General features: G+C 71.1%; 23 protein-coding genes. 11 read left to right on the forward strand and 12 right to left on the reverse strand.

The genetic code is table 11. The features are described 5' to 3' along the window. Position 1: 1 nt before the first annotated feature. Complete coding sequence (locus tag AB0K82_RS00820) at positions 2 to 1,003, reverse strand: LacI family DNA-binding transcriptional regulator (RefSeq protein WP_364391100.1); 1,002 nt, start codon at positions 1,001 to 1,003, stop codon at positions 2 to 4. Positions 1,004 to 1,617: 614 nt separating this feature from the next. Here AB0K82_RS00820 and AB0K82_RS00825 point away from each other — a divergent pair. From AB0K82_RS00825 to AB0K82_RS00855, 7 genes are all read left to right on the forward strand, one after another. Beyond that, positions 1,618 to 3,840 (forward strand): RICIN domain-containing protein, encoded by a 2,223-nt coding sequence (locus AB0K82_RS00825; protein WP_364391103.1) that lies wholly within the window; start codon positions 1,618 to 1,620, stop codon positions 3,838 to 3,840. Positions 3,841 to 3,923: 83 nt separating this feature from the next. After that, positions 3,924 to 5,312 (forward strand): ricin-type beta-trefoil lectin domain protein, encoded by a 1,389-nt coding sequence (locus AB0K82_RS00830; RefSeq protein ID WP_364391105.1) that lies wholly within the window; start codon positions 3,924 to 3,926, stop codon positions 5,310 to 5,312. Between the two features lie 144 nt (positions 5,313 to 5,456). Beyond that, positions 5,457 to 6,386 carry an STM4015 family protein gene (locus AB0K82_RS00835; protein WP_364391107.1) on the forward strand — a complete coding sequence of 310 codons (930 nt, stop codon included), beginning with the start codon at positions 5,457 to 5,459 and terminating at the stop codon, positions 6,384 to 6,386. Then, positions 6,383 to 7,474, forward strand: coding sequence for an STM4014 family protein (locus AB0K82_RS00840; RefSeq protein WP_364391109.1), 1,092 nt, complete (start codon positions 6,383 to 6,385; stop codon positions 7,472 to 7,474). The genes AB0K82_RS00835 and AB0K82_RS00840 overlap by 4 nt, the downstream gene beginning before the upstream one ends. Then, positions 7,462 to 8,259: an STM4013/SEN3800 family hydrolase gene (locus AB0K82_RS00845; protein WP_364391110.1), complete on the forward strand. Its 798-nt coding sequence runs from the start codon at positions 7,462 to 7,464 to the stop codon at positions 8,257 to 8,259. The genes AB0K82_RS00840 and AB0K82_RS00845 overlap by 13 nt, the downstream gene beginning before the upstream one ends. Beyond that, entirely contained in the window at positions 8,256 to 9,578 is a 1,323-nt protein-coding gene (locus tag AB0K82_RS00850; protein ID WP_364391111.1) for an STM4012 family radical SAM protein, read from the forward strand. Before AB0K82_RS00845 ends, AB0K82_RS00850 begins: the two co-directional genes overlap by 4 nt. Then, a complete protein-coding gene (locus AB0K82_RS00855) occupies positions 9,578 to 10,468 on the forward strand; it encodes an STM4011 family radical SAM protein (protein ID WP_364391112.1) in 891 nt (296 codons plus the stop codon). The genes AB0K82_RS00850 and AB0K82_RS00855 overlap by 1 nt, the downstream gene beginning before the upstream one ends. Here AB0K82_RS00855 and AB0K82_RS00860 read toward each other — a convergent pair. Both AB0K82_RS00860 and AB0K82_RS00865 read right to left on the reverse strand, forming a co-directional pair. Then, complete coding sequence (locus AB0K82_RS00860) at positions 10,455 to 11,543, reverse strand: DUF6745 domain-containing protein (RefSeq protein WP_364391115.1); 1,089 nt, start codon at positions 11,541 to 11,543, stop codon at positions 10,455 to 10,457. The two genes, AB0K82_RS00855 and AB0K82_RS00860, sit on opposite strands and share 14 nt — an antisense overlap. A gap of 18 nt (positions 11,544 to 11,561) precedes the next feature. Then, positions 11,562 to 11,888 (reverse strand): hypothetical protein, encoded by a 327-nt coding sequence (locus tag AB0K82_RS00865; RefSeq protein ID WP_364391117.1) that lies wholly within the window; start codon positions 11,886 to 11,888, stop codon positions 11,562 to 11,564. A 526-nt stretch (positions 11,889 to 12,414) separates the two neighbouring features. Between AB0K82_RS00865 and AB0K82_RS00870 the strand changes: the two genes are divergently transcribed. Together AB0K82_RS00870 and AB0K82_RS00875 are read left to right on the forward strand one after the other, a co-directional pair. Continuing rightward, positions 12,415 to 13,185, forward strand: a complete 771-nt coding sequence (locus AB0K82_RS00870; protein ID WP_364391119.1) for a DUF5753 domain-containing protein — start codon at positions 12,415 to 12,417, stop codon at positions 13,183 to 13,185. After that, a complete protein-coding gene (locus tag AB0K82_RS00875) occupies positions 13,182 to 13,298 on the forward strand; it encodes a DUF397 domain-containing protein (protein ID WP_364391122.1) in 117 nt (38 codons plus the stop codon). Before AB0K82_RS00870 ends, AB0K82_RS00875 begins: the two co-directional genes overlap by 4 nt. Positions 13,299 to 13,483: 185 nt before the next feature. On the opposite strand, the gene AB0K82_RS00880 is transcribed toward AB0K82_RS00875, so the two are convergent. The 6 genes from AB0K82_RS00880 to AB0K82_RS00905 all read right to left on the reverse strand — a co-directional run bounded on the left by AB0K82_RS00880 (position 13,484) and on the right by AB0K82_RS00905 (position 18,099). Next, the gene (locus tag AB0K82_RS00880) at positions 13,484 to 15,292 is read right to left on the reverse strand and encodes an ABC transporter ATP-binding protein (RefSeq protein ID WP_364391124.1); all 1,809 of its coding nucleotides are present in this window, start codon (positions 15,290 to 15,292) and stop codon (positions 13,484 to 13,486) included. Beyond that, positions 15,289 to 15,432 (reverse strand): hypothetical protein, encoded by a 144-nt coding sequence (locus AB0K82_RS00885; RefSeq protein WP_364391126.1) that lies wholly within the window; start codon positions 15,430 to 15,432, stop codon positions 15,289 to 15,291. Before AB0K82_RS00885 ends, AB0K82_RS00880 begins: the two co-directional genes overlap by 4 nt. Positions 15,433 to 15,448: 16 nt before the next feature. Continuing rightward, positions 15,449 to 15,589, reverse strand: a complete 141-nt coding sequence (locus tag AB0K82_RS00890; RefSeq protein WP_364391129.1) for a hypothetical protein — start codon at positions 15,587 to 15,589, stop codon at positions 15,449 to 15,451. A 201-nt stretch (positions 15,590 to 15,790) separates the two neighbouring features. After that, positions 15,791 to 16,261, reverse strand: a complete 471-nt coding sequence (locus AB0K82_RS00895; protein WP_364391131.1) for a S26 family signal peptidase — start codon at positions 16,259 to 16,261, stop codon at positions 15,791 to 15,793. A 51-nt stretch (positions 16,262 to 16,312) separates the two neighbouring features. Then, positions 16,313 to 16,957 carry a response regulator transcription factor gene (locus AB0K82_RS00900; RefSeq protein ID WP_364391133.1) on the reverse strand — a complete coding sequence of 215 codons (645 nt, stop codon included), beginning with the start codon at positions 16,955 to 16,957 and terminating at the stop codon, positions 16,313 to 16,315. Beyond that, the gene (locus tag AB0K82_RS00905) at positions 16,945 to 18,099 is read right to left on the reverse strand and encodes a histidine kinase (RefSeq protein WP_364391135.1); all 1,155 of its coding nucleotides are present in this window, start codon (positions 18,097 to 18,099) and stop codon (positions 16,945 to 16,947) included. Before AB0K82_RS00905 ends, AB0K82_RS00900 begins: the two co-directional genes overlap by 13 nt. A gap of 113 nt (positions 18,100 to 18,212) precedes the next feature. Between AB0K82_RS00905 and AB0K82_RS00910 the strand changes: the two genes are divergently transcribed. Beyond that, positions 18,213 to 19,436 carry a serine hydrolase domain-containing protein gene (locus tag AB0K82_RS00910; protein WP_364391137.1) on the forward strand — a complete coding sequence of 408 codons (1,224 nt, stop codon included), beginning with the start codon at positions 18,213 to 18,215 and terminating at the stop codon, positions 19,434 to 19,436. Positions 19,437 to 19,767: 331 nt separating this feature from the next. Here AB0K82_RS00910 and AB0K82_RS00915 read toward each other — a convergent pair whose 3' ends face one another. Further along, positions 19,768 to 19,953 carry a hypothetical protein gene (locus AB0K82_RS00915; RefSeq protein ID WP_364391139.1) on the reverse strand — a complete coding sequence of 62 codons (186 nt, stop codon included), beginning with the start codon at positions 19,951 to 19,953 and terminating at the stop codon, positions 19,768 to 19,770. A gap of 422 nt (positions 19,954 to 20,375) precedes the next feature. On the opposite strand from AB0K82_RS00915, the gene pdhA reads away from it, so the two are divergent. Beyond that, positions 20,376 to 21,437 carry a pyruvate dehydrogenase (acetyl-transferring) E1 component subunit alpha gene (gene pdhA, locus AB0K82_RS00920; protein ID WP_364391141.1) on the forward strand — a complete coding sequence of 354 codons (1,062 nt, stop codon included), beginning with the start codon at positions 20,376 to 20,378 and terminating at the stop codon, positions 21,435 to 21,437. Here the strand turns inward: pdhA and AB0K82_RS00925 are convergent. Beyond that, on the reverse strand, positions 21,362 to 22,144 hold the full coding sequence (locus AB0K82_RS00925) for an amino acid racemase (RefSeq protein WP_364391144.1): 783 nt from the start codon (positions 22,142 to 22,144) through the stop codon (positions 21,362 to 21,364). The two genes, pdhA and AB0K82_RS00925, sit on opposite strands and share 76 nt — an antisense overlap. After that, the gene (locus AB0K82_RS00930) at positions 22,141 to 23,706 is read right to left on the reverse strand and encodes an amidohydrolase family protein (RefSeq protein ID WP_364391146.1); all 1,566 of its coding nucleotides are present in this window, start codon (positions 23,704 to 23,706) and stop codon (positions 22,141 to 22,143) included. Before AB0K82_RS00930 ends, AB0K82_RS00925 begins: the two co-directional genes overlap by 4 nt. Positions 23,707 to 23,772: the final 66 nt, after the last annotated feature.

Genomic DNA, 23,772 nt, shown 5'->3' on the forward strand with positions numbered 1-23,772 from the left:
GTCAGGCCTGGAGCGGGGCGCGGCCGGTAGAGGAGCGGACGATGAGCTCGGTCGCGAGCTCGACGTGGAGTGCCTCGTGTTCGTGCTGGTCCAGCAGCCGGGTGTAGAGCGTGACGGCCATGCGGCCCATCTCGGCCAGCGGCTGCCGGACGGTGGTCAACTGCGGGTGGGTCGCGCGGCTGAGATCGATGTCGTCGAAGCCGGCGATCGAGAGGTCGTCGGGCACCCGCAGGCTGCGCTCGGTGGCGGCGCGCAGGGCGCCGACGGCCATCTTGTCGTTGAAGCCGACCAGTGCCGTGGGCGGGTCGGGCTGGTCGAGCAGTTCGGCGGCGGCGCGGTGGCCATGGTCGACGGTGGGCTCGGGGACGTGTCGCATGAGGTCCGGGGTGGGCAGAACACCGACGTCGGCGAGCGCGGCGAGATGACCGGCGGTGCGGGCGTCGGTCACCAGCCAGTCGCGCGGGCCGGCGATGATGCCGACGCGGCGGTGTCCAAGGGTGACCAGATGGGACATGAGCGCGCGGGCCCCGGTGAAGTGGGCGGCCGAGACCGCCGCGATGTCGCGCGGGGGAGTCGTGCGGGGGTCGACGACGACGAAGGGGAAGCCGCTGTCGCGCAGCCGGACGAGGTCGTCGGTGGGCTCGGGCGGCAAGGTGAGGATGGCGCCGCCGACCCCGGCTCGTGAAGGTAGGCCGCGCAGCGCATCGGTGCGCTGGGCGGACTCGCCGGCGTTGAGGAGCACCTCCAGCCGCTGGGCGGCGGCGGCTTCGGCGATCGAGGAGACGATGAGGCCGAAGTAGTCGCTCAGGACGTACGGGCAGCGGACGTAGATGACGGGTGAGCGCCGGTGCGGCGGTCGGCGGCCGAGCCTCCCGGCGGCCTCCAGCACCACCTCACGGGTGCGCGGGGCGACGTTGTTCTGGCCGTTGAGCACGCGGGAGACGGTGGCGATGGACAGCCCGGTCTCCTCGGCGACCTGCCGGACGGTTGCTCGCTGTCGCACAGGCTGATCCTCTTTCATCGCCCGTTACATGTGGCCTCCTCTGCCGAGAGTAGTCGACGGCCTCATGCCACCTCGAACCCATGATCCGAAGAAGCAAGAGCTCTGTCCAGAGTGAGGGAACTACTTACTTCACGCCGAGAAAAAAGAGGCGTCATCTGATTGACACCTTGATGTGTTCGGTGTTTCCTTCCAGTTGCCACCGCTGCGACGTCCGGGTCGGTAGTCGGCGGCGGCACCGCACGCATCGGACCTTCGAGGACCGTCACGCGCTTCGGAGTGACGGGGTCCGGCCCCGACCGTCCCCGCCGACGTCGGCCTCCGCCTGGCGCGACGGGCTTGTCTCGAACAGGGAGTCCGGCATGCCTCGACCTGAACGCCCGTTTCCGTGCGGTACCGCCTTCACGCCCCGTCGCACGGCTTATCGCAGCCCCCGTCTCGCCTGACCCACCCCTGAGCCCCGCCGTGCCTCGACGGCGGCAACGGACGGACCGACCGGAACCGGACCGTCCCGACCGGGCCCGGCACGTGACTGCCAGCGCGCGCCGGGCCCCACGGAATCCGCCATGCCTCCGCTGCGATCCACAGCGATCCCGCCCCGAAGCGAAGGAACCTCCATGCGACATCTGTCCGGTAGACGCGCGCTCGCGCTGAGCTCGGCGGCCGCGCTGGCCGCCGCCGCGCTCTGTACCCTCGCCGCAGCGCCCGCGTCCGCGGCCCTCGCGGTCGACACGCCTTACACCTTCGTCAACGCCAACAGCGGCAAGTGCGTTGACGCCGCCGCGGCCGGAACCGCCAACGGCACCGCCGTGCAGCAGTACACCTGCAACGCCACCACCGCCCAGCAGTGGCAGCTGAAGACCGCCGCCGACGCCGGCTACTACGTGATCGTCAACTCCAACGGATCGCAGCCCGCGGTCGACGTCGACGGCCCCTCGACCGCCGACGGCGCCAAGATCCACCTGTGGTCGAACGGAGGCTGGACCAGTCAAGAGTGGCAGCCGGTGCAGGAGTCCGGCGGGAACTACCACCTCGTCAACCGCTACAGCGGGAAATGCCTGGACGTCCCGGGGGCGTCGACCGCCGACGGCGTCCAGCTCCAGCAGTACACCTGCAACGGCACGGCCGCCCAGTCATTCGCCCTCACCCCCGTGGGCGGAAGTGTGCCGACCAACCCGAACAACCCCGACCTCGGACCGAACGTCAAGATCTTCGACCCGTCGATGTCGGCGTCGAGCATCCAGTCCACGATCAACTCGGTCTACGGCTCCCAACAGAGCAACCAGTTCGGGACCAACCGGTACGCGCTGCTGTTCATGCCCGGCAGCTACAACGTCGACGTCCCCGTCGGCTTCTACACCCAGGTGGCCGGGCTCGGCGCCCAGCCCACCGACGTCTCGCTGACCGGCGGCGGCGTGCACGTGGACGCGGCATGGTCCGGCGGCAACGCCACGCAGAACTTCTGGCGCGGAGTCGAGAACCTCTCTGACACGCCCGGCTCCGGCACTCTGGAATGGGCGGTCTCGCAGGCCGACCCGTTCCGGCGCGTCGACGTCCACGGCAACATGACGCTGGACGATTACACCTCGGGCAACAACTCCAGCAACTGGTCGTCCGGCGGATACATCGGCGACAGCCGTGTCTCAGGTCAGATCAACTCCGGCACCCAGCAGCAGTTCCTCACCCGCAACACCGCGATGGGCAGCTGGACCGGCTCGAACTGGAACATGGTGTTCGTCGGCGACACCGGCGCCCCCGGCCAGTCGTTCCCGACCTACACCAATGTGTCCGCCACTCCGACATTGCGCGAGAAGCCGTACCTCTACGTCGACTCCACCGGCCTCTACAACGTGCGTGTCCCCGCCCAGCGCACCAACTCCGTCGGGCCCGACTGGACCGCCGGGAGCACGGCCGGCACGACCATTCCCATCACCCAGTTCTACGTCGTCAAGTCAGGCGACACCGCGGCGACCATCAACGCCGCCCTCGCGTCCGGCAAGAACCTGCTGGTGACCCCGGGGGTCTACCACCTGAACGCGCCGCTGAACATCACGCGGCCCGACACCGTCGTTCTCGGGCTCGGCCTGGCCACGTTCGTACCGGACAACGGCGTCACCGCCATCACCACCGCCGACGTCGACGGCATCGACATCTCCGGACTGATCATCAGCGCCGGCACCACCAACAGCCAGACGCTCATGCAGGTCGGTCCCTCGGGCTCCTCCGCCGGCCACGCCGCCGATCCCATCACCCTGCACGACGTGTTCTTCCGCGTCGGCGGCGACGTCGCCGGCAAGGCCTCCCAGTCGCTGGTGATCAATAGCAACAACACGATCATCGACCATTCGTGGCTCTGGCGCGCCGACCACGGCAACGGCGGCACCGTCGGCTGGAACACCAACACCGCCGCCAACGGCCTTGTCGTCAACGGCGCGAACGTCACGGCGTACGGGCTCTTCACCGAGCACTACCAGCAGTACCAGGTGCTGTGGAACGGCAACGGCGGCCGCACGTACTTCTACCAGTCCGAGATGCCGTACGACGTGCCCAACAACGCGAGCTGGACGCCGGGCGGCGGCACCAACGGCTACGCCTCCTACAAGGTCGCCGCGGGCGTCACCTCCCACCAGGCATGGGGGCTCGGCGTCTACTGCTACTTCAGTACGAACTCGGGCGTGGTCGCCGATCGGGCCATCGAGGTCCCCTCCACCGGCTCGGCCTTCCACGACATGGTCACCGTCTCGCTCGGCGGCACCGGCACCATCAGCCACATCATCAACAACTCCGGCGGTGCCGTCCGCTCCGGTAGCACCGTCGCCTACCTGACCGGCGGCCCCTGATTCGAGAGCCACGCGGGTGAGGGCCGCCTTGGCCCTCACCCTGTCCTCCATGCCCCCACCCTCGCCACAGGAGGAGACCCCGAATGACCCGCCCCCGCTTCAGACGGCTCATCGCAGCGCTCGCCGCGGTGCCGTTGGCCGCCGCCACGCTCATGGGCGTCACGGCCGGCTCGGCCTCGGCCGCCGCCAACCCGGGCCCCGGTTTCCCCGCGCACTACGCCGCCCCGTACGCGGAGATGTGGAACGACCCGTCCAGCCTCATGAACGCCTACAACGCCACCGGCAACAAGTACTACACGCTGGCCTTCGTCATCAGCCAGGGCACCTGCAACGCCACGATCAACGGTGACACGCCGATCACCGACGCGGGCTGGAACAACGCCGTCAACAACCTGCGCGCGGCCGGCGGCGACGTGATCGTGTCCTTCGGCGGCGCGGGCGGCACCGAACTGACCTCGTGCGGCACCGTGGCGGCGATGCAGACGCAGTACCAGAGGGTCATCGACCAGTTCAATCTGACGCGCATCGACCTCGACATCGAGGGCTCCACGCTGGACAACACGGCCGCCAACGACCGGCGCAACCAGGCTCTCGCCAACCTCCAGCAGCAGTACGCGGCGCAGGGTAAGACCCTGAGCGTCGACTACACCCTGCCGGTCAGCCCGTCCGGCCTGGAGTCCGACGGCGTCACCCTGCTGCAGAACGCCAAGAGCCACAACCTCAACGTCAACCTCGTCAACATCATGACCATGGACTACGGCGGGTCCATGGACATGGGCCAGGCCGCGATCAGCGCGGCGAACGGCCTGCACACCCAGCTGGGTCAGATCTGGACCAACAAGACCTCCAGCCAACTGTGGGCGATGGAGGGCAACTGCCCGATGATCGGCGTCAATGACGTCAGCAGCGAGGTGTTCACCACCTCGGACGCCCAGGACCTGGAGTCCTTCGCCGCGAGCAACGGCATCCAGGAGCTCACCTTCTGGTCGCTCGGCCGGGACAACCAGGGCTCCAGCGGCACTCCGCAGAGCAACTACCAGTTCACCGACATCTTCAAGGCGATCACCAACGGCGGCGGGACCAACCCGCCGCCGGGCGCCACCCCGATCCACGGCTACGGCGGCAAGTGCGTCGACGTCGCCGGGGCCAGTACCGCCAACGGCACCAAGGTGGACCTCTACACCTGCAACGGGACCAACGCGCAGCTGTGGACGCACAGCGGCAACACCTTCCAGGCGCTGGGCAAGTGCCTCGACGTGGCCGCGGCCGGCACCGCCAACGGCGCCAAGGTCCAGCTGTACGACTGCAACGGCACGGGCGCCCAGTCCTGGACTGTCGGTGCCAACAACAGCCTGGTCAACACGAACTCCGGAAAGTGCCTCGACGACACTGACTGGAGCACCGCCGACGGCAACCAGTTGCAGATCTGGACCTGCACCGGAACCGCGAACCAAAGCTGGACCCTCGGCTGACCGTACGTCCCCGGCCCCCGCGTCCCCCGCGGGGGCCGTCGCCGTGCGACGCAGGTAGTCCCGATCATCGTGGACGAAGCGCCTGAGCATGTCCTCCCCTTCTGGTAGATGTGTCTCGTCGTCCACGAAGAAGGGTCTCCGGCTGTGTCCGTACACGAGCATGTCTCGGAACTCGACGGCCTTCCGGTCGTCGATTTCTCGCTGATCGACGAAGAGGGCGAGCCCCTCCCGTCGGCGGCGTCCGCCGCCTGGCGGATCGCCACCGAGTTCGAGGGAGACTCCTTCGAGAAGGTGTTCGAGCGCTTCTTGCGGCAGGTCGACACCTCTCAGGTGACCGCCCTGGTCATCGGCTATTGGGGCGCCTCGTACGACTCGGGCGAGGTCGACCCGGTGGACCTGCTGGTCAAGGCGGCCGACCGGCTGCCGAAGCTGCGCGCGCTGTTCCTCGGGGACATCGTGATGGAGGAGGCGGAGATCTCCTGGATCGAGCACTCCGACATCACGCCGCTGTTCACGGCGTTCCCCGGCCTGAAGCGTTTCGAGGTACGCGGCTCCACCGGGCTCGCCCTGGACCCGATCCGGAGCGAGACGCTGACCGTGCTGCGGATGGAGTCGGGCGGCCTGCCCGCGGCCGTGGTGCGGGCGGTGGCCGCCAGCGACCTGCCCAACCTCAAGCGCCTCGATCTCTGGCTCGGCGTTGAGAACTACGGCGGCGACGCCACCGTGGCCGACCTCGCTCCCATCCTGAGCGGAGAGCGGCTGCCCGCGCTGCGGCGTCTCGGGCTGGAGGACAGCGAGATCCAGGACGAGATCGCGGCGGCGGTCGCGGGGGCGCCGGTCGTGGCCCGGCTGGAGTCGCTGAGCCTGGCGATGGGCATGTTGACGGACGAGGGCGCGGAGGCGCTGCTGTCCGGTCAGCCGCTCACCCACCTGAAGCGGCTCGACCTGCACCATCATTTCCTCAGCGACCGGATGGTCGAGCGAGTCCGGGCGGCGCTGCCCGGCGTCAAGGTCGACCTGAGCGAGCAGGAGAAGCCCGAGGACGACTGGCGCTACGTGGCGGTCGACGAGTGACGCGGGAGGCGGCCTTCACCGTGGTCGCCGTTCCGGGCGGCCGGCGGGCGGCGCTGTTCGCCGCCGCCTGCCGCGGCCAGGGCCTGCGCGAGCCGCGCGTCATCGACTGGCGCGACGTGCTGCGCGGGAGCCGGATCCACGTCGAGCCCGGGACGTTCCTGCGCATCGACTCCCCCGGGGAGGACCCGGAGACGGCCGCGCTGCTGCGGGGGCCGGGAGATCCGGAGCGTGTCACCGGGTCCGCGCGGTGGTACACCGCCTTCACCGCCGGACTCCGGCGGATCACGGCCGCCACCGGCCAGGCGCGAACGCTCAGCGACACCGAAGAGATCGCGGTGATGTTCGACAAGCGTCGCTGCCACGCGCGTCTCGCCGCGGCGGGCGTGCCGGTGCCGCCGGCGCTGCCGGCCGTACGCGGCTACGACGAGTTGCGCGTTCGCATGGCGGAGGCCGGCTGGGGCCGGGTGTTCGTCAAGCCGGCGCACGGGTCGTCCGCCTCCGGGGTCGTCGCCCTGCAGGTGGCCCCCGGGCGGATCAAGGCGGTCACCTCCGCGGCCCGCGACGCCCGCGGCGTGCTGTACAACTCGCTGAGCGTCCGCTCCTATGAGAGCGAGCGCGAGGTCGCGGCGCTCGTCGACGCGCTGGCGCCGGACGGGCTGCACGTCGAGGCCTGGCTGCCGAAGGCGTCGATCGGCGGCCGCGTGTTCGACCTGCGTGTGGTGGTGGTCGCGGGGCGCCCGACGCACGCGGTCGTGCGCACCAGCCGCCACCCGATGACGAACCTGCACCTCGGCGGGGCGCGCGGGGATCTGCGCGCGGTACGCGAGCGGCTCGGCGAGTCCGGCTGGCGGCGGGCGATGGAGATCTGCGCGCAGGCGGCGGCGTGCTTCCCCGGCAGCCTCATGGTCGGTGTCGACCTGCTCATCGGCGCAGGCCGGTGGCGTCCGGCGGTGGCGGAGGTGAACGCCTTCGGCGATCTGCTGCCGGGGCTGACCGGCCTGCCGGGCGGCGCCGCCGAGGGCCTGGACACCTACGCCGCCCAGGTCGCCGCTGCCCTGACCACGAGGGTTCCGGCATGCGCGACATGAACGCCATCGTGGGCAGCCACGATCTGCTGCTGGTCACCCTGGACACGTTGCGGTACGACGTCGCGGTGGAGTCGCTGGCGGCCGGGCGCACGCCCACCTTGGCGGCGGTGCTGCCGGACGGCAAGTGGGAGCGGCGGCACACGCCGGGCAGCTTCACCTACGCGGCGCACGCCGCCTTCCTCGCGGGGTTCCTGCCGACACCCGCCCGGCCCGGCCCGCACCCACGGCCCTTCGCGGCCCGGTTCGCCGGCAGCGAGACGACGGCGTCCGGCACGTGGGTGTTCGACGCCGCGGATCTGCCGGCCGGGCTCGCCCAGGCCGGCTACCACACGGTGTGCGTCGGCGGCGTGGGGTTCTTCAACAAGCGGGGTCCGCTCGGCTCGGCCCTGCCCGGGTTGTTCGCCGAGAGCCACTGGGAGCCGGAGTTCGGCGTGACCGACCCGAGATCGCTGGAGCACCAGATCGCCCGCGCCGAACGCGTGCTCGCGGGCCTCCCGGCCGACCGGAGGCTGTTCATGCTGGTCAACGTGTCCGCGTTGCATCAGCCGAACTGGTTCTACCGGGCCGGCGCGGCGCGCGGGGAGGATTCGCGCGCCAGCCACGCCGCGGCGCTCGAGTACGTCGACCGGCACATTGGCGCCCTGTTCGACCTGATGCGCCGTCCCTGCCTCGTCATCATCTGCTCCGACCACGGGACCGCGTACGGCGAGGACGGCCATACGGGCCACCGGTTCGGCCATGAGATCGTGTGGACCGTGCCATACGCGGAGTTCCTGCTGTCATGACCTCGCCGAGCACGTCCGTGGCCCCGGACCTGACCCGCCCGTACCAGGGATACGTCTACGCGTACCCGCACAAGACGAGCTACCGGCCGCTCACTCCGCGCCCTCGCCTGTCCGACGTCTGGGCGGCCGAGCGGCGCGACGCGCTGTTCCTCTACCTGCACGTGCCGTTCTGCGAGATGCGCTGCGGCTTCTGCAACCTGTTCACGCGTACGGGCGCGCCCGAAGAGCTGACGACCGCCTACCTGGACGCGCTGGAACGGCAGGCGGACGCCGTACGCGACGCGCTGGGGGAGGCGTCCTTCGCCACCGCCGCGTTCGGCGGCGGCACGCCCACCTACCTGACGGCCGCGGAGCTGGAACGCCTCTGCGATCTCGCCGGGCGGTTCGCGGATCTCGGGGAGATCCCGCTGAGCGTCGAGACGTCACCGGCCACCGCCACCGCCGACCGGCTGACGGTGCTCGCCGAACGCGGGGCCGCCCGCGTCTCGATCGGGGTGCAGAGCTTCGTCGACGCCGAGGCGCGCGCCGCGGTACGCCCGCAGAAGCGCGCCGAGGTCGAGTCGGCGCTGGACCGCATCCGCGCCGTCGGCTTCGACACGCTCAACATCGATCTGATCTACGGCATCGACGGCCAGACCCCCGAGTCCTGGCGCCACTCGCTCGACGCGGCGATGTCCTGGGAGCCGGAGGAGCTCTACCTCTACCCGCTGTACGTCCGGCCGCTCACCGGGCTCGGCCGGCAGGGCCGGAGCTGGGACGACCAGCGGCTGGAGCTGTACCGGATCGGCCGCGACCACCTGCTCGGGCTCGGCTACGAGCAGGTGTCGATGCGCATGTTCCGGCGGCCGGTCGCGGAGACGAGCGACGGCGGCACCACGTACTGCTGCCAGACCGACGGCATGGTCGGTCTGGGGTGCGGCGCCCGGTCCTACACCGAGGGACTGCACTACTCCTTCGAGTACGCCGTCGGGGCGAGCGCCGTACGCGGCATCATCGACGAGTACGTCCGGACCCGCGACTTCGGGGACGCGCGCGTCGGCTTCGCGCTGGACGACGACGAGCGGCGGCGCCGTCATCTCCTACAGTCGCTGTTGCAGGCGTCCGGTCTGCGGCGGGCCGACTACCGGCGACGGTTCGGCACGGACCCGGCCGCCGACTTCGCCACCGAACTGGCGGCCCTGGCGGATCGGGGCTGGCTCGACGATCGGACGGACGTCATCCGGCTCACCCCGGAGGGCCTGGCCTACTCCGACGCGATCGGCCCGGCGCTGTTCTCACCGAGGGCGCGGACGCTGATGGACACCTACGAGGCGCGCTGATGGACCACCTGACGATCCTGTACCGCGGCCCGCTCGCGAGCTGCGACTACGACTGCCCGTACTGCCCGTTCGCCAAGCGGCGCGACACCACGGAACAACTGCGCGCGGACCGCGCCGCCCTCGAACGCTTCACCGCCTGGGTGGCGGCGCGGTCCCACGGTGTCTCGGTCCTGTTCACGCCCTGGGGCGAGGGACTCGTCCGGTCCTGGTATCGCCGGGCCCTGACCGAGCTCAGCCACCTGCCGCACGTGGAGCGCGTCGCGATCCAGACCAATCTCAGCGCCCGCCTGGACTGGACCGCCGACGCGGACCCGTCCAGGCTCGCGCTGTGGGCGACGTACCATCCCGGTCAGGTGCGGTACGAGCGCTTCCTCGGTCGATGCCGGGAGCTCGCCGAACGAAAGGTGCGGCACAGCGTCGGCGTCGTCGGACTGCCCGAACACCTGCCGGACGCCCGCCGGCTGCGGGCCGACCTGCCACCGGAGACCTACCTGTGGGTCAACGCCGCGGAAGGGCACGCCTACTCCGACGCCGAGGCCGCCGAGTGGACCGGGATCGATCCGCTGTTCGGCTACAGCCGGCGCCCGCACGCCAGCCGGGGCCTGCCCTGCCGGACGGGAGACAGCGTGATCTCCGTCGACGGCGACGGGACCGTACGACGCTGCCACTTCGTGCCGGAGGTCCTCGGCAACCTCTACGACGGGTCGTTCCGCGGCGCGTTGCGTCCCCGGCCCTGCCCGCTCGCGGTCTGTGACTGCCACATCGGCTACGTCCACCTCGAGCCGCTCGGCCTGTACGACGTCTTCGCCGGCGGTGTACTCGAGCGGGTACCGGCCGGCCCGTGGTGGGGGCCGCACCCCAGGGGCGCGGCACCGCTCACGTCTGCCTGACCGGCTGGTAGTCGTCCTCGGTAAGACCGAACGTCCAGGCCACGCCCTCCCGCGCGGTGCGGGTGCCCGGCGGGACCCGCAGATGGTACGTACGGCGCGTGCCGTCCGGCTCCGGGGTCGAGTTGACGACCTCCACCATGACGACGGGCTCGTCGCCGGGCAGGTCGATCCGCCAGAGCACGCCGGTCTCATCGCGGTGGAGCGGCCGCGCGCCGATCTCCGCGAGGTAGCGGTCGTACCCGAAGCTCTCCAGCATCACCCGGCGCAGCTCCGCGTTGTCCTCCGCGGCGATCCGCTCGGCCGTGAGCCCCCGCAGGGTGTCGGTGAAGTCCGCGGGCATCGGCATGCCGCGCCAGGCGTGCAGCGCGAACCCGTCCGGGTAGCTCAGCGCGGGGCCGTCGCCGCGGTGCAGCCGGCCCGGCTCGTCGCGATGCAGCTCCGAGGGACGGTCGCAGACGATCGCGAGACCTTCGTACGGCCACCACCAGCCGGCCGCGCGTGCCGTCTCGGCGAGCCCCGCCAGCCCCTCCAGCCCGCCGACCGCGTCGAACAGCGCCAGCCACGGCGCGTCATGCTGCCCGAGCACCGCGTCGAGGGTCGCCTGCCGCAGCAGCGCCTCGGCGTCGCCGGTCGCCAGCTCGCCGAGCCCCCGGCGGATCCGGACGACCAGCCCGTCGACCTGCCGCCACAGGTCGCCACCGGTGCGCGCCCACGCCGCCGACCACTCCCGCGCGCCGAGCCCGGCCCGGGCCGCCGTCCGCGCCGCCTCCCACGGCCGGGTGCGCACGGCGTCGCGCACCGAACGCCCGGCCTCGGCCGGGCCCAACGCGGCACCGACCCGATCCACCAGGTCACCCAGCCCGCCCCGCCGCAATGTCTCCGCGTGCCGCGGATCATCCAGCAGCAGGGCCGCGACCGCGCCGAAGGCGGGCGACGGCGCCCACACGAAGCGCCGCGGGCCGGCCAGCCCGGCCGCGGCGTACGCCGCGCGGACTCCCGCCTCGGCGCGTTCCCGGTCGGCCGGGCCGGTGGCGAAGGCCACCGCCCGCCAGTCCTGTGTCACCAGTGTGTTCATGAGACCTTCCGGATGTGCTCAGTCGGAGACGGGACGCACCGCGCCGGGTACGTACTCGCGCTGTCGGACGACGCGGAACCAGCCCTTGGGCAGCGAGATCGCCGCATGCTCCTCGTGGACGAGCCTGCCCCCGGACGGCAGGTGCAGATAGTCGGGGCGCATCGGGTCGGGGTCGCGCAGCAGCGCGCCGGGCGCGACGATTGCGTGCGCGTGCCCCGTCACCTCGCCGAGCGCGAGCACCAGACGCCCGCGGCCGTCGCGCTCCGCGCGCGGCAGCGCGTGCGCCTCGGCGGGAACGGCCTCGTCGGCGACGGGCACGATGAGAAGGTCTCCCTGTCGGAACATGCCGCGAACGTACCGACCGCCACCGACATTCCGCCTCGACCTGCTCGGGACGCCGCGCGGCAACACTCCGGATACGAGTTACGTGAAGCTTGACCCAGAACGGCTGCGTCGAATGCGCGTCCAGGACCTTGAGGCCGATCATTCTTCCTGTCGCACTGACGCAGAAGACGGTTCCGGGCGTGCTTTTCACTTGATCGGCGAGCTCATTCGCAGCCCCACACGCCTGATACGTGGGAGTGCTGCCATTAGGGCGCGCGAGTTGGTGGGCCTGCACTGCCACCCCTGACGATCACACGCTGATGAGATCTCGGCTCGGCGGCGTCGCGATCGGTGTAGATCGGTCTGGAGCAGTCCGGATCGGTAGCTGCTTGAGGTCGCCGTGCTGATCTGGGGGAATTTTCGGAAAGTGGGCACACCGTGCGCACGGTTCTCCTACTCTCCGTGTAAGATCAGTTACTCGGGATGTACGGGAGGGGCGATGCCGACCACCCGAGACCCGCTCAACCCCCAGATATCTCTCTGACACATGCTCGCCTACCAGCTCCAGTGGGAGCGGGAGAAGCACGGCCTCTCGCTGGCGCGGTGGGGGAGGATCGCCAGCGCCGCGCCCTCGACGGTCTGCAACATCGAGGCGGGCCGCAGGAAGATCGATGAAAGGCAGGCGAGGATCCTCGACGACCACTTCCAGACCGGCCGCCGCTTCGAGCTGCTGCTCTGGTACGCCCGCAAGGGCCACACCCCCGACTGGGCGCAGTCCATGACCGCGTACGAATCCATCGCCCTGGTGATCCGGATCTACCAGGGCCAGGTCATCCCGCCCCCCTTCCAGACCGAGGAGTACGCGCGTGCGTTGGTGCGGGCCAGGAGCACCGTCAACGACCCGGAGGAGACCTTCAAAGCACGGATGGAGCGGCAGGCCGCGATCCTGGACCGGCCGGACCCGCCGCACGTCTGGCTGCTCCTCGACGAGAGCGTCCTGGACGACTGCATAGGCGGCGCGGAGGTCATGCGGGCTCAGCTCCGTCACCTGCTCGACCTCATGAGACGGCCGCGCCTCTCCGTCCGGATCATCCCCCGGTCCGCTGGGGCCCATATCGGCAAAGACGGTCCTTTCCGTGTGGTCACTACCGATTCGCGCGATATTGCCTACGCTGGAGCACGGCGGGGCGGTCGGCTGATCGAGATGTGCGACGAGGTCGAGGAGTTCCGCATGGACTTCGACCTGCTCGGGCAGAAGGCGGCGTCCGACGACGCCTCGCGCGTCCTGATCGAACGGCGATTGGAGGCCCTCGAGTGACAGTGCAGTGGCGCAAGAGCTCAGTCAGCGGCGCGGTCGACGACGAGGCGTGCGTCGAGGTCGCACCGCTGACCCGGCGGGAGGCCTCCGCCCTGACGGCGCAACTCCGCTGAGCGACACGGACGCGGCCCGTACGATCGTCGCCGACACCGGCCGACCGGACGGGCCGCGTCCGGGCTCTGGGCTGATGAGGTCGATCGTCCCACCGTACGGAAGCCGGGAGCCGGCGATGGAGGCGCTCGACGGGTTTCTCGCCGGAGTCCGAATGAGGGGCGCCCTGTCCCGAGGCGCCGGGTGATCAGGGGCTGGGCGCGTAACCGGTGGCCTGGAGGGTGAAGAGGCGGGCGTATTCGCCGTTCAGGGCCATCAGGGCGTCGTGGGAGCCGCGTTCGGTGATCTTGCCTTCGGTCAGGACGACGATGAGGTCGGCGTCGCGGACGGAGCCGAGGCGGTGGGAGATCAGGACGCTGGTCCGGCCTTGGCGATGGCGGCGCAGGGACGCGTGGACGGCGTGTTCGGCGTCCGCGTCCAGGCCCGAACTCGGTTCGTCCAGCAGGAGCAGGTCGCGGTTCTGGCGCAGGAACGCGCGGGCCAGCGCCAGGCGCTGCCACTGGCCGCCCGAGAGGGCGACGCCGGCGTCCTCGTCGTGGCCGACGAAGATCTTGCTGAGCATCGTGTCGTAGCCGCGCGGCAGCGCCTCGACCGCCTCGTGGATCCCGGCCCGCCGCGCCGCCTCCCGGATCCGGTGCGCGTCGCCCTCGCTGCTCAGGTCGCCCAGCATGATGTTCTCGGACGCCGTCAGGTCGTACTCCATGAAGTCCTGGAAGACGACGCCGATGTGCTCGCGGAGTTCGGCGGGGGCCATGTCGCGGAGGTCCACGCCGTCCCAGTGGATCGAGCCCTTGTCCGGGTCGTACAGGCGGCACAGGAGTTTGACCAGCGTGCTCTTTCCCGCGCCGTTCACTCCCACCAGGGCGACGCTCTGGCCGTGCGGGATGTGCAGGTCGACGCCGCGCAGGATCCACGGGTGTTCCTCGCTGTAGCGGAACCACACATCGCGCAGCTCGATCCCGTGCCGCAGCGGCGGGACCGGACGCCGGCCGGGACGCGGGGGCATGTCCGGTTCGGCTTCCACGATGGCGGCGAAGTGGCCGAAGAGCAGCAGGGCGTTGTGCGCGTCCGCCCACCGGTCGATGACGGCCGTCAGCGACGCCTGAACACCGGCGACCGCGGCGATGAACACCGTCACGTCGCCGGCGGTGATGTCACCCGACGCGGCGGACAGCACCGCCCACACGAGGCCCCCGCCCGCGACGGCGCTGCCGATCAGGGCCAGCAGTCCCTGGCGGCGCAGGGTTTTGAGGTCGAGCCGCCGTTCGGCCTCGTTGGCCGAGCGGATCTCGCCGAGCATCCGGGCGCGGAAGAAGCCGCCCAGCCCGAACAGCCGCGCTTCCTTGGCCGCCTCCGGCCTGGTCAGCAGCTCCCCGTAGAAGATCTCGCGCCGCATCGCGGGGCTGACCTTCCACATCGTGCGGGCCCGTTCCCGGCTCAGCCCGAGCTGGATCCAGAGCGCGGGCAGCGCCGCCAGGAAGAGCACCAGGACCAGTGCCGGGTTGATCACCAGCAGGGTTGCGACGAAACCCGACATCGTGATGATCGACTGCGCGATGGCCAGGCTGCCGAGGATCAGCCGGTCCGGCGCGCGCTGGCTGGACTCGTGCGCCAGCCGCAGCGTGTCCTGGAAGGCGGGGTCCTCCAGCCGGCGCAGCCCCGCGTGCGAGTCGACGGCGGCGAACAGGCGGTCGACGACCAGGGTGCGCACCGCCCGGCGCAGTTGGGCCTGCGCGTACGTCGCGGCGTGCGGCAGCACGATGACGCACAGCCCGCTCGCGGCGAGTCCGGTGGCGAGCGCGGGCAGGACGTGCCGGTTCCCGCCGCCGGCGAGCGCGTCCAGGACGAGTTTCGTGAGCCAGGCCGTCGCGACCGGCGCGAGCCCGGTGAGCACGGCGAGCAGCATCGACGCGGCCGTCGCGGCGCGGTGCGCCCGCCATGCCAGCGCGGCGACGACGAGAGGCCGGCGCCCGGCCGTGCGGGGCGGGTCGGTCATGCGCACGCGGGCAGGACGACGCCGGTCGGCACGAGGCCGGCCGGAGCCGTCCGTTCGGACATCAGGAGTACGACGCGGCCGACTGCGACGAGGACGGCCAGTCCCAGTGTGCGGCGGGCGGGCGGCGTGACGTACTCCATGACGATTCGGCCGTCGTCAGTGGCAGTAGGTCTTACCGGCGTAGATGCAGCAGTAGGAGCCCCATTGGTCCCACCAGCAGGCCTCGGCGCGGGCGGTCGTGTTCGGCAGGAGCCTGCCGAGCATCCGGTCGCCCAGATGGTTGAGTGCACGGATCACGAGGATCTCCTCACAGGTCGAGCCGGAACGTTCCAGCTGCGGATACCGAGGATGGCGCCTATCAAGATGATCACCGCGGCTGATCCAGAAGCTAAGTGTTGTTGATCATTTTCGGCAAGGGGCGATGTCCACCGGGGCGCGCTGTTGTGGACTGTGCGATCGAACGCATCGTGATCTTGGCGGTTCTTGCCATCGGGACGGCTATTGACTCCGGGGCGACGTGATGTTCAGGCGGCGTACCATCACGCCCAGTAGCCGGTCGCCGGAGAACAGGCCGCGCCGGCGGGAGTCGATGCTGTCCGGATTGTCGCCGAAGACGGCGAGCGTTCCGGGCGGCACGATGTCGCCGTCCCCGGGGACGCCGGGCGGCAGCCGGTCGCCGGGTAGCGCGGCGGCGCGCTTGACGTTCCAGATCCGGCCGTCGGGACCCGCGGGGCCCGGCAGGTAGGGGCCGTCCAGCGGCGGTTCCAGGACGACGACGTCCCCGCGGCGCACCCGGGGGAGGGAGCGGCGCCGCACCAGGACGCGGTCGCCATCGCGCAGCGTGGGTTCCATGCTCGTCCCGCTGACGGCGACGACCACCAGGTTCTTGCGCGCCCAGGCGAGCGCCACCAGCGCACCCACCGCCGCCAGGCACGTCCCGCCCAGCGGCCATCCTCGTGAAATCGACATCCGGCCCATGGCCGACCGATGGTAGTCCTGTTGATCAGCTCAGGGCCGGGCTCATCGGCGGCTGAGGTAGGTGAGGACCGCGAGGACGCGGCGGTGGCCGCTGTCGGCCGGTGAGAGGCCGAGCTTGGTGAAGATGTTGCCGATGTGCTTGTGGACGGCGTTCTCGGTGATGACGAGCCGCGCCGCGATGGTGGCGTTGTCCTTTCCTTCGGCCATCAGGGCGAGCACTTCGCGTTCGCGCGGTGTGAGGTCGGCGATCGGGTCGGGGGCGTGCCGGGTGAGGAGTTGCGCGATCACTTCGGGGTCCATGACGGTGCCGCCTGCGGCGACCCGCCGCAGGGCGTCGACGAACTCACTCACCCGGCTCACCCGGTCTTTGAGGAGGTAGCCGACGCCGCCGCGTTCATCGGAGATCAGCTCGCCGGCGTACTGCTGCTCGACGTACTGGGAGAGCACGAGGACCGGTAGGCCGGGGTGCCGGCGGCGGGCCTGGAGTGCGGCGTGGATGCCCTCGTCGCGAAAGGTCGGCGGCAGCCGTACGTCGACGATGGTGACGTCCGGCCGGTGTTCGGTGACGGCGGCGATGAAGCCGGGGGCGTCCTGGGTGATCGCGGCGACGTCGAAGCCCCTGGCGGTCAGCAGGAGTTCCAGCCCGCTGGACAGCAGGACGTTGTCCTCGGCGATCACGACCCGCACGGCAGGCTCACAGTGATCGTGGTCGGACCGCCGGCGGGGCTGTGAAGGCGCAGAGTGCCGTCGAGTGCCAGGACGCGGTGGCGGATTCCGGCGATGCCGGTGCCCAGCGTCTCGTCGACGCCGCCGATCCCATCGTCGGTGACCTCGATCGACAGCCGGTCACCGACGCGTACGACCCGGACCGTGGTCCGGGTGGCCCGGCTGTGCTTGGCGGCGTTGGTGAGCGCCTCGGCGATCGTGAAGTAGGCCACGGCCTCGACCGCGGCGGGGACCGCGCCGAGGTCGCCGATATCCAGGGTGGTGTCGATCGCCGATCGGCTCCCCAGGGCGGTCAGCGCCCCGGCGAGTCCGCGATCGGCGAGGATCGGCGGGTAGATCGTCCGGATCACCTCGCGAAGCTCCACCATGGCCTCCTCGGTGTTCTCATGCGCCTCCCGCAGGAGCCTGCCCACCAGCTCGGGGTCCTCGCCCAGCGACTCACGGGCCACGCCCAGCCGCATCGCGATGGCCACCAGCCGGGCCTGGGTGCCGTCGTGCAGGTCGCGTTCGATCCGGCGGAGCTCCGCGCCGTGCGCGTTCAGGGCGCCGGCCCGCGTCTCGGTCAGCGTCTCCACCCGCTGCGCCAGCCGCTCCGCGGCCGAGGGGGACAGCAACGCGACACAGATCCGGGCGTGCAGGCGCGCCAGCGGGGGAACCAGCCCATAGGTCAGGGCCGCCAAGACGACGAACTGCGCGGTCCCCAGGGTCAACGCCGTGCCCCATCCGGACAGGGGAACACCGGCGGCGAAGCCGCCCGCGCGGGTGCCGGGGGGCAACGCCCACCACAAGGGCACCGTGACGGCCGTGGCCACCGCGTTGCCCGCGCACATCACCACGACGAGTCCGAACGCCAGACCGGTCACGATGTAGGTGCCCAGCCACCCGAGAATCCGCCACGCGCCGACACGGACCGGGCCGGAACGCGGACGTCCCAGCAGCCGGTCGGCGCGGCGGCGATGCCAGGACGCCCAGGGGCGGGCCATCGCCGGGACGATGAGTACGGGCAGCCCGAGTAGGGCGACCGCAGCGGTGAGCAGGCTTGCCAGCAGATAGCCCAGACCGCGCAACGTCGCCGAAAGCCGACCGGCCCCATGGTGGTTCATCCGCACAATTCTGAGCCCTGGCGGTCGAGCCCGGCACTACAGCCCACTACCCCTTTTTCTCACTAGGGCGCTGTATCGTCCGCCTCCCCGGGCCGGACCTAGCGTCAACGCCCATGACGACTTCACCGATGCACGCACCGCGGCGGCGCGGCCGGTCCATCCGACGGAACCTGGCCCTGGCCGCCATCGTGGCCGGAACCCTTTCCACCGGCTGCACGTCCGGCGCGAGCGCCGCCCCACAGCACGACGACCAGGCCCGGCTCCGGCGCGACGCCGACGCGATCACCGCACTCGGCGTGACGGGAGTGCAGGCCCGCGTGGTCACCCCGGACGGCCGGAACCTGACCGCCACCAGCGGCGTCGCCGACCTGACGAACCGGCGGCCGGTCTCCCCGGACGGCTACTTCCGGATCGCCAGCGTCACCAAGACGTTCGTGGCCACCGTGATCCTGCAACTGGCCGGCGACGGCAGGCTCTCCCTGGACGACACGGTCGAGCGATGGCTGCCCGGCGTGGTGCACGGACACGGCAACGACGGCCGCGCGATCACCATCCGCCAACTGCTCCAGCACACCAGCGGCATCCACGACGACTACCCCGACTACACCTCGGCGGAGGACTTCTACCAGCACCGTTACGACACCTACACCCCCGAGCAGATCGTCGCCCGGGCGATGCGCCACCGCCCGGACTTCCGGCCCGGGAAGGACTGGAGTTACTCCAACACCGGCTACGCCCTGCTCGGCATGATCATCCAGCGGGTCACCGGGCACCCGTGGCATGAGGAGGTACGGGATCGGATCGTCCGGCCGCTCGGCCTCCGTCACACCTTCTCGCCGGGCACGTCACCCAAGCTGCCCCAGCCACACGCCGAGACCTACCAGCGGTTCAAGCCCGGCGAACCACTCGTGGACGTCACCGAACAGGTCAGCCTGGTCAGCAATGGAGAGGCCGGACTCGTCTCCACCACCGCCGATCTCAACCGATTCTTCCGCGCCCTGCTCGGCGGCCGGCTCCTGCCCCCGACACAGCTGGCGTGGATGAAGCGGACCATTCCAGTCGGCAAGGCGTTCGAACCGCTCATGCCGGGCGCCCGTGACGGGCTGGGGGTCTTCTCCCGCCCGCTGTCGTGCGGCGGCACGTATTGGGGGCACGAGGGCGGCGATTCCGGCTGGATCACCGCCACCGGCGTCACCGCCGACGGCCGGCGCGGCGTCACGGTCTCCCTGTCGGGCGCGAACGCCGAATCGGACGACCACGTCCTGCACATAGAACAGGCCGAGAGCAAGCTGATCGACGACGCCCTGTGCCCGGCCCCGGGCCGTACGACGGACTGACGGGCGCAGACGACACCCGGCCCCGGCGATTCCGGACGGATGATGCGAAGTCATGGCCAGGTCGAGCGCTGTCGAGGTTCGGCGGCGTACCGAATGCTCGGTGAAGCGCTCCAGCCGGCACGCGCTTTGCCATCGTTCGTCCCATTTGCGCCGTGCTTTACCGAGCCTTTCGCTCGAGGCCGGCGCGGAAGGCGGTCACTGGAGACGACGGGATCACCGGCCGCCGCTGCGGCTATTGCCGCATCGGTTCGCAAGCATCCGGTACGACCCCACATGACCATCCCAAGGAAGAAACGGATAATCTCCACAGGTCCCGTCGCCCGTCAAGCATCTACAGAAACGTCGTCTGCGCCGGCGAGGTCGCGATGTCCGCCCATTCCGGAACCAGCCGATGCGTTTCTTCGGCGAGGTGATTCAGCTCTCCGGAGCGGCCACTGGAAAGGTTCTCGACGTACTCGGATATGCCCGAGCGGAAAATGGACGGCTTCTTGAACGTGGCATCCTGTCGGTATTCCATTGTGTCACCTCAGAAACGAGAGGTCGTAGCGCGCCGAAGCGGGACAATCGGTGATGGAACAGGGCATCGAGCATCACGATGCGGATGACGCAGAGTGACCGGGTAGTCGTGCCATTCCGACGCGCGCTGGTCACCGTACTCGGTGTGGTTTTACGGCTCTGTGCTGGTCAACGGGCAGGTGCCCGGCTTGGGCGATAGCGGCTCTAGCGGGATTTCGTCCGCTCAGGCAATATCGGGGCACGGAGTCGCACATCATCCAGCGGTGTCCGCACCACAGTGCGGCGCACCACGACCCAGGCCATGACCGGGCCGGGCGTCCGTGCCCGGCGGCGTCCGCGCCGCCTCCCGGTCGAGGCCGGCGACGGGCGGCCCCGGCGCGGCGAGACCCGCGAGCGCGCCGGACGCCCGGAGAAGGAGGAGACTTGGAAACGGCCGGATTCGTCCAGCTGCTGACCCCGTCGGGAGAGCGCGTCGAGCACGACGAGTACGCCATCGACCCCTCGCCCGAAGAACTGCGCGGGCTCTACCAGGACATGCTGCTCACCCGCAGCTTCGACGCGGAGGCGATCAAACTGCAGCGCCAGGGCGAGCTGGCGCTGTGGCCCTCGCTTGAGGGGCAGGAGGCCGCGCAGATCGGTTCGGGTCGCGCCCTGCGCGACGACGACTACGTCTTCCCCTGCTACCGCGAGCACGGCGTCGCCTGGTGCCGGGGCATGGACCCGCTCGACATGATGGGCCTGTGGCGCGGGGTCAACGGCGGCTGGGACGGCCGTACCCACAACTTCCACCCGTACACGATCGTCATCGGCCCCTCCGTGCTGCACTCGGTCGGGTTCGCCATCGGCATCACGATGGACGCCGCCGACTCCGCCGTGATGACCTACTTCGGCGACGGCGGGACCAGCCAGGGCGACGTGTCGGAGGCATTCGTCTTCGCCGCGGTGAACCAGGCCCCGGTGGTCTTCTTCTGCCAGAACAACCAGCTCGCCATCTCCACGCCGGTGAACAACCAGGCCCGTACGCCGATCTTCCGCCGGGCCGAGGGCTTCGGCTTCCCCGGCGTGCGCGTCGACGGCAACGACGTGCTGGCCGTCCTCGCCGTCACGCGCGCCGCGCTGGACCGCGCGCGCACCGGCCAGGGGCCGACGCTGATCGAGGCGTTCACCTACCGGATGGGCAGCCACACCACGTCCGACGACGCCGCCCGCTACCGCCTCGACAGCGAACTGGAGGAATGGCGGCGCAAGGACCCGATCACCCGGCTGCGCAAGCTCCTCGTCGCCGAGGGCCACGCCGACGACGCGTTCTTCGCCGAGGTGGACGCGGAGGCACAGCGGCTGCTCAAGCGCCTGCGCGACGGCGTACGGAACATGCCGGACCCCGCGCCCGGCGAGATCTTCGAGTACGTCTACGGCGACCCGCACTCGCTGCTCGACGGCGAGCGGGACGAGTACACGCGGTACCTCGCGTCGTTCGAGACGTGAGGTGACCGCGTCTCTCGGCTGAGCGCGAGGTCGGCGACCCGGCGGGCCAGCAGGCGGGCGGGATCGACGACCGGGACGGGAACGCCGGTGCCGTCCAGGGCCAGGACGAGTTCGGTGCACGCGGTGACGATCCGCTCCGCGCCGCGATCGGTGAGGGAACGGCAGACCTCCGCCAGCGCCCGCCGGTGGGCCGGGCCGGCGCCACCGCTCTTGACGGCGCCGATGGCGGCCATGACCTGCCGCTGACCGGGCTCGTCCGGCTCGATCACCGCGACACCGCGGTGCCGCAGCGCGTCCGCGTACAGACCCGCGCGCAGGGTGCCCGAGGTGGCCAGCACGCCGACGCCGCGGACCCCGTCGGCGGCGAGGGCGTCGGCGGTGACCTCGATGATGCTCACCAGCTCCAGCCCGGCCTCGTCCGCCAGGCGCGGGACGAAGGCATGCGCGGTGTTGCAGGGCACGGCGAGCACCTCGCACCCCGCCCGCCTCAGCCCTTCGATGCCACGCCGCAGGTACGGGGTCGGGTCCTCGCCGTCGCCGAGCAGGCTCTGGGAGCGGTCGGGGACGCGGGGGTCGCCCCAGATCACGACGGGCACGTGCGCCTGGTCGCAGGCGGCCGCCGTCTCCTCGACGAGCTTGCCATAGAAGTCGACGGTGGCCGCCGGGCCCATGCCGCCCAGGACGCCGACCAGACGAGGGCCGCTCACTCTGCCTCCCCGCTCACTCTGCTTCCCCGACCAACCGACCCCGACCGACCTCCCGGGTCTCCCCGACCGGCCTCCAGGGCACCGCCGACGATGGCGCGGCCGGGAAGCGCGGCGGGGACCACGGCGCCATCGCGCACCACGGCCTGCCCGCCGACGAACACGTGCGTGAAACCGACCGAGGACCTCGCCGGGGCGGTACGTCGACCGGTCGGTGACCGCGGCGAGATCGAAGACCACGAGGTCGGCGTCGTAGCCCGCCCGCACGCGGCCCTTGCGGGCCATCGCCGGGCGGCGGCCTGGAGGAACGTCGCGGGCAGCAGCGAGCACCGGCGCAGCGCCTCCCGCAGCGACAGCGCGGCGGTCTCCCGCACCATCGTGCGCAGGAACCGCGCGAACGTACCGGAGCTGCGCGGATGGGAGAGCGCGTCGGACGGCAGGGGACGGTCGCCGTCGATGGGCGTGCCGCCCGCGTCCGTGAAGGGAATGGCGTCCGAGGCGATCGCGGTGTCGTCGAGCAGCAGCGCGCGCCGGAGCACGGCGAGATCCGGTTCGGAAGCCTCGTCGAGGTAGTGGACGACGACCAGCGCGCCGGGGGTGTCGTGCCGGATCCGGCGGAGCCGGTCCGCGTCCGCCGGACGTTCGCCCGTGGCCACGACGACCAGGTCCGAGGGGCGGAGGCCGAGGCGGGGGAGACGCTCCGGTTCCAGGAACGGCGCCCCGACCGCGGTCATCCCCGCGCCGTACGGGTAGGTCTCGGTCGTGACGTCGAGCCCGCGCGCGCGTGCGCCGTCGATCAGCTCCGCGACCTCGTCGACGGCCCGCAGCGAGGTGGAGTTCAGGTGGCACAGGTGCATGTGCGCGCCGGTCGCCGCCGCTGCCGCGACGATCTCGGCCGCGCCTTCCAACGCGCTCTCCGGCCCGCCGTGGGCCTTGAAGCGCGCGTGCGTGAAGGTCGGCACGTTCAGGCGCGCGGCGGTGTCCGCGACCCGCAGGTACTCGGCCCGCCCGGTCCGTGGGGCGTAGCCGAGCAGTACGCCGATGCCGAGCGCGCCCGCGCCGATCTCCTCCTCGAGACGGCCGATGATCCGGGAGAGTTCGGCGGGGTCCGCCGGTCGCCGCAGGCCGGTGCTCGTGCCGATGCCCGCCGCGAAGCCGAGAGGGCCGGGGCCGGGCGTCTCACCATCCAGGACGGCCATCCTGGCCTGCGCCCACGAGGCCGAGTACCCGTAGTTGACGGGGCGGCCCTCCGCCGCCGCGACCGCGAGCGCGCGGGCCACGTCGCCCGCGCCGGACTCCAGTTCCAGCGCGGTGGTGACCCCGTCCAGCGCCTGGAGCCGCAGGGACGGGATGGTCTGCGCGTGGCTGTGCAGGTCGACGAACCCGGCGGTGACCACGTGACCGGACACGTCGAGCGTCCGGGATGCCCGGAGGCCGGATGACTCGCCGACGGCCGCGACCGTGCCGCCGCTGATGGCGACGGCCGTGACCGTGTCCAGGCCGGACTCGGGGTCGACGACCCGCCCGCCGGCCAGCAGCAGGTCGCAGTCGCGGAACCGGGTCATCGACGGGTGCCCTCTCCCTCACGGCGAGCCGGGGACGGCCGCCGGGCACAAGGATCGAGGTATACC

Origin of the sequence: Actinoallomurus sp. NPDC052274 (assembly GCF_040679475.1) — a bacterium.
GTDB classification, from domain to species: domain Bacteria; phylum Actinomycetota; class Actinomycetes; order Streptosporangiales; family Streptosporangiaceae; genus Actinoallomurus; species Actinoallomurus liliacearum.

Coding starts and splice junctions, on each gene's coding strand:
- AB0K82_RS00825 (WP_364391103.1), top strand. CDS start 1,618: ATGCGACATCTGTCCGGTAGACGCGCGCTCGCGCTGAGCTCGGCGGCC.
- AB0K82_RS00830 (WP_364391105.1), top strand. CDS start 3,924: ATGACCCGCCCCCGCTTCAGACGGCTCATCGCAGCGCTCGCCGCGGTG.
- AB0K82_RS00845 (WP_364391110.1), top strand. CDS start 7,462: ATGCGCGACATGAACGCCATCGTGGGCAGCCACGATCTGCTGCTGGTC.
- AB0K82_RS00850 (WP_364391111.1), top strand. CDS start 8,256: ATGACCTCGCCGAGCACGTCCGTGGCCCCGGACCTGACCCGCCCGTAC.
- AB0K82_RS00855 (WP_364391112.1), top strand. CDS start 9,578: ATGGACCACCTGACGATCCTGTACCGCGGCCCGCTCGCGAGCTGCGAC.
- AB0K82_RS00860 (WP_364391115.1), bottom strand. CDS start 11,543: ATGAACACACTGGTGACACAGGACTGGCGGGCGGTGGCCTTCGCCACC.
- AB0K82_RS00865 (WP_364391117.1), bottom strand. CDS start 11,888: ATGTTCCGACAGGGAGACCTTCTCATCGTGCCCGTCGCCGACGAGGCC.
- AB0K82_RS00870 (WP_364391119.1), top strand. CDS start 12,415: ATGCTCGCCTACCAGCTCCAGTGGGAGCGGGAGAAGCACGGCCTCTCG.
- AB0K82_RS00880 (WP_364391124.1), bottom strand. CDS start 15,292: ATGACCGACCCGCCCCGCACGGCCGGGCGCCGGCCTCTCGTCGTCGCC.
- AB0K82_RS00885 (WP_364391126.1), bottom strand. CDS start 15,432: ATGGAGTACGTCACGCCGCCCGCCCGCCGCACACTGGGACTGGCCGTC.
- AB0K82_RS00895 (WP_364391131.1), bottom strand. CDS start 16,261: ATGTCGATTTCACGAGGATGGCCGCTGGGCGGGACGTGCCTGGCGGCG.
- AB0K82_RS00905 (WP_364391135.1), bottom strand. CDS start 18,099: ATGAACCACCATGGGGCCGGTCGGCTTTCGGCGACGTTGCGCGGTCTG.
- AB0K82_RS00910 (WP_364391137.1), top strand. CDS start 18,213: ATGACGACTTCACCGATGCACGCACCGCGGCGGCGCGGCCGGTCCATC.
- AB0K82_RS00915 (WP_364391139.1), bottom strand. CDS start 19,953: ATGGAATACCGACAGGATGCCACGTTCAAGAAGCCGTCCATTTTCCGC.
- AB0K82_RS00930 (WP_364391146.1), bottom strand. CDS start 23,706: ATGACCCGGTTCCGCGACTGCGACCTGCTGCTGGCCGGCGGGCGGGTC.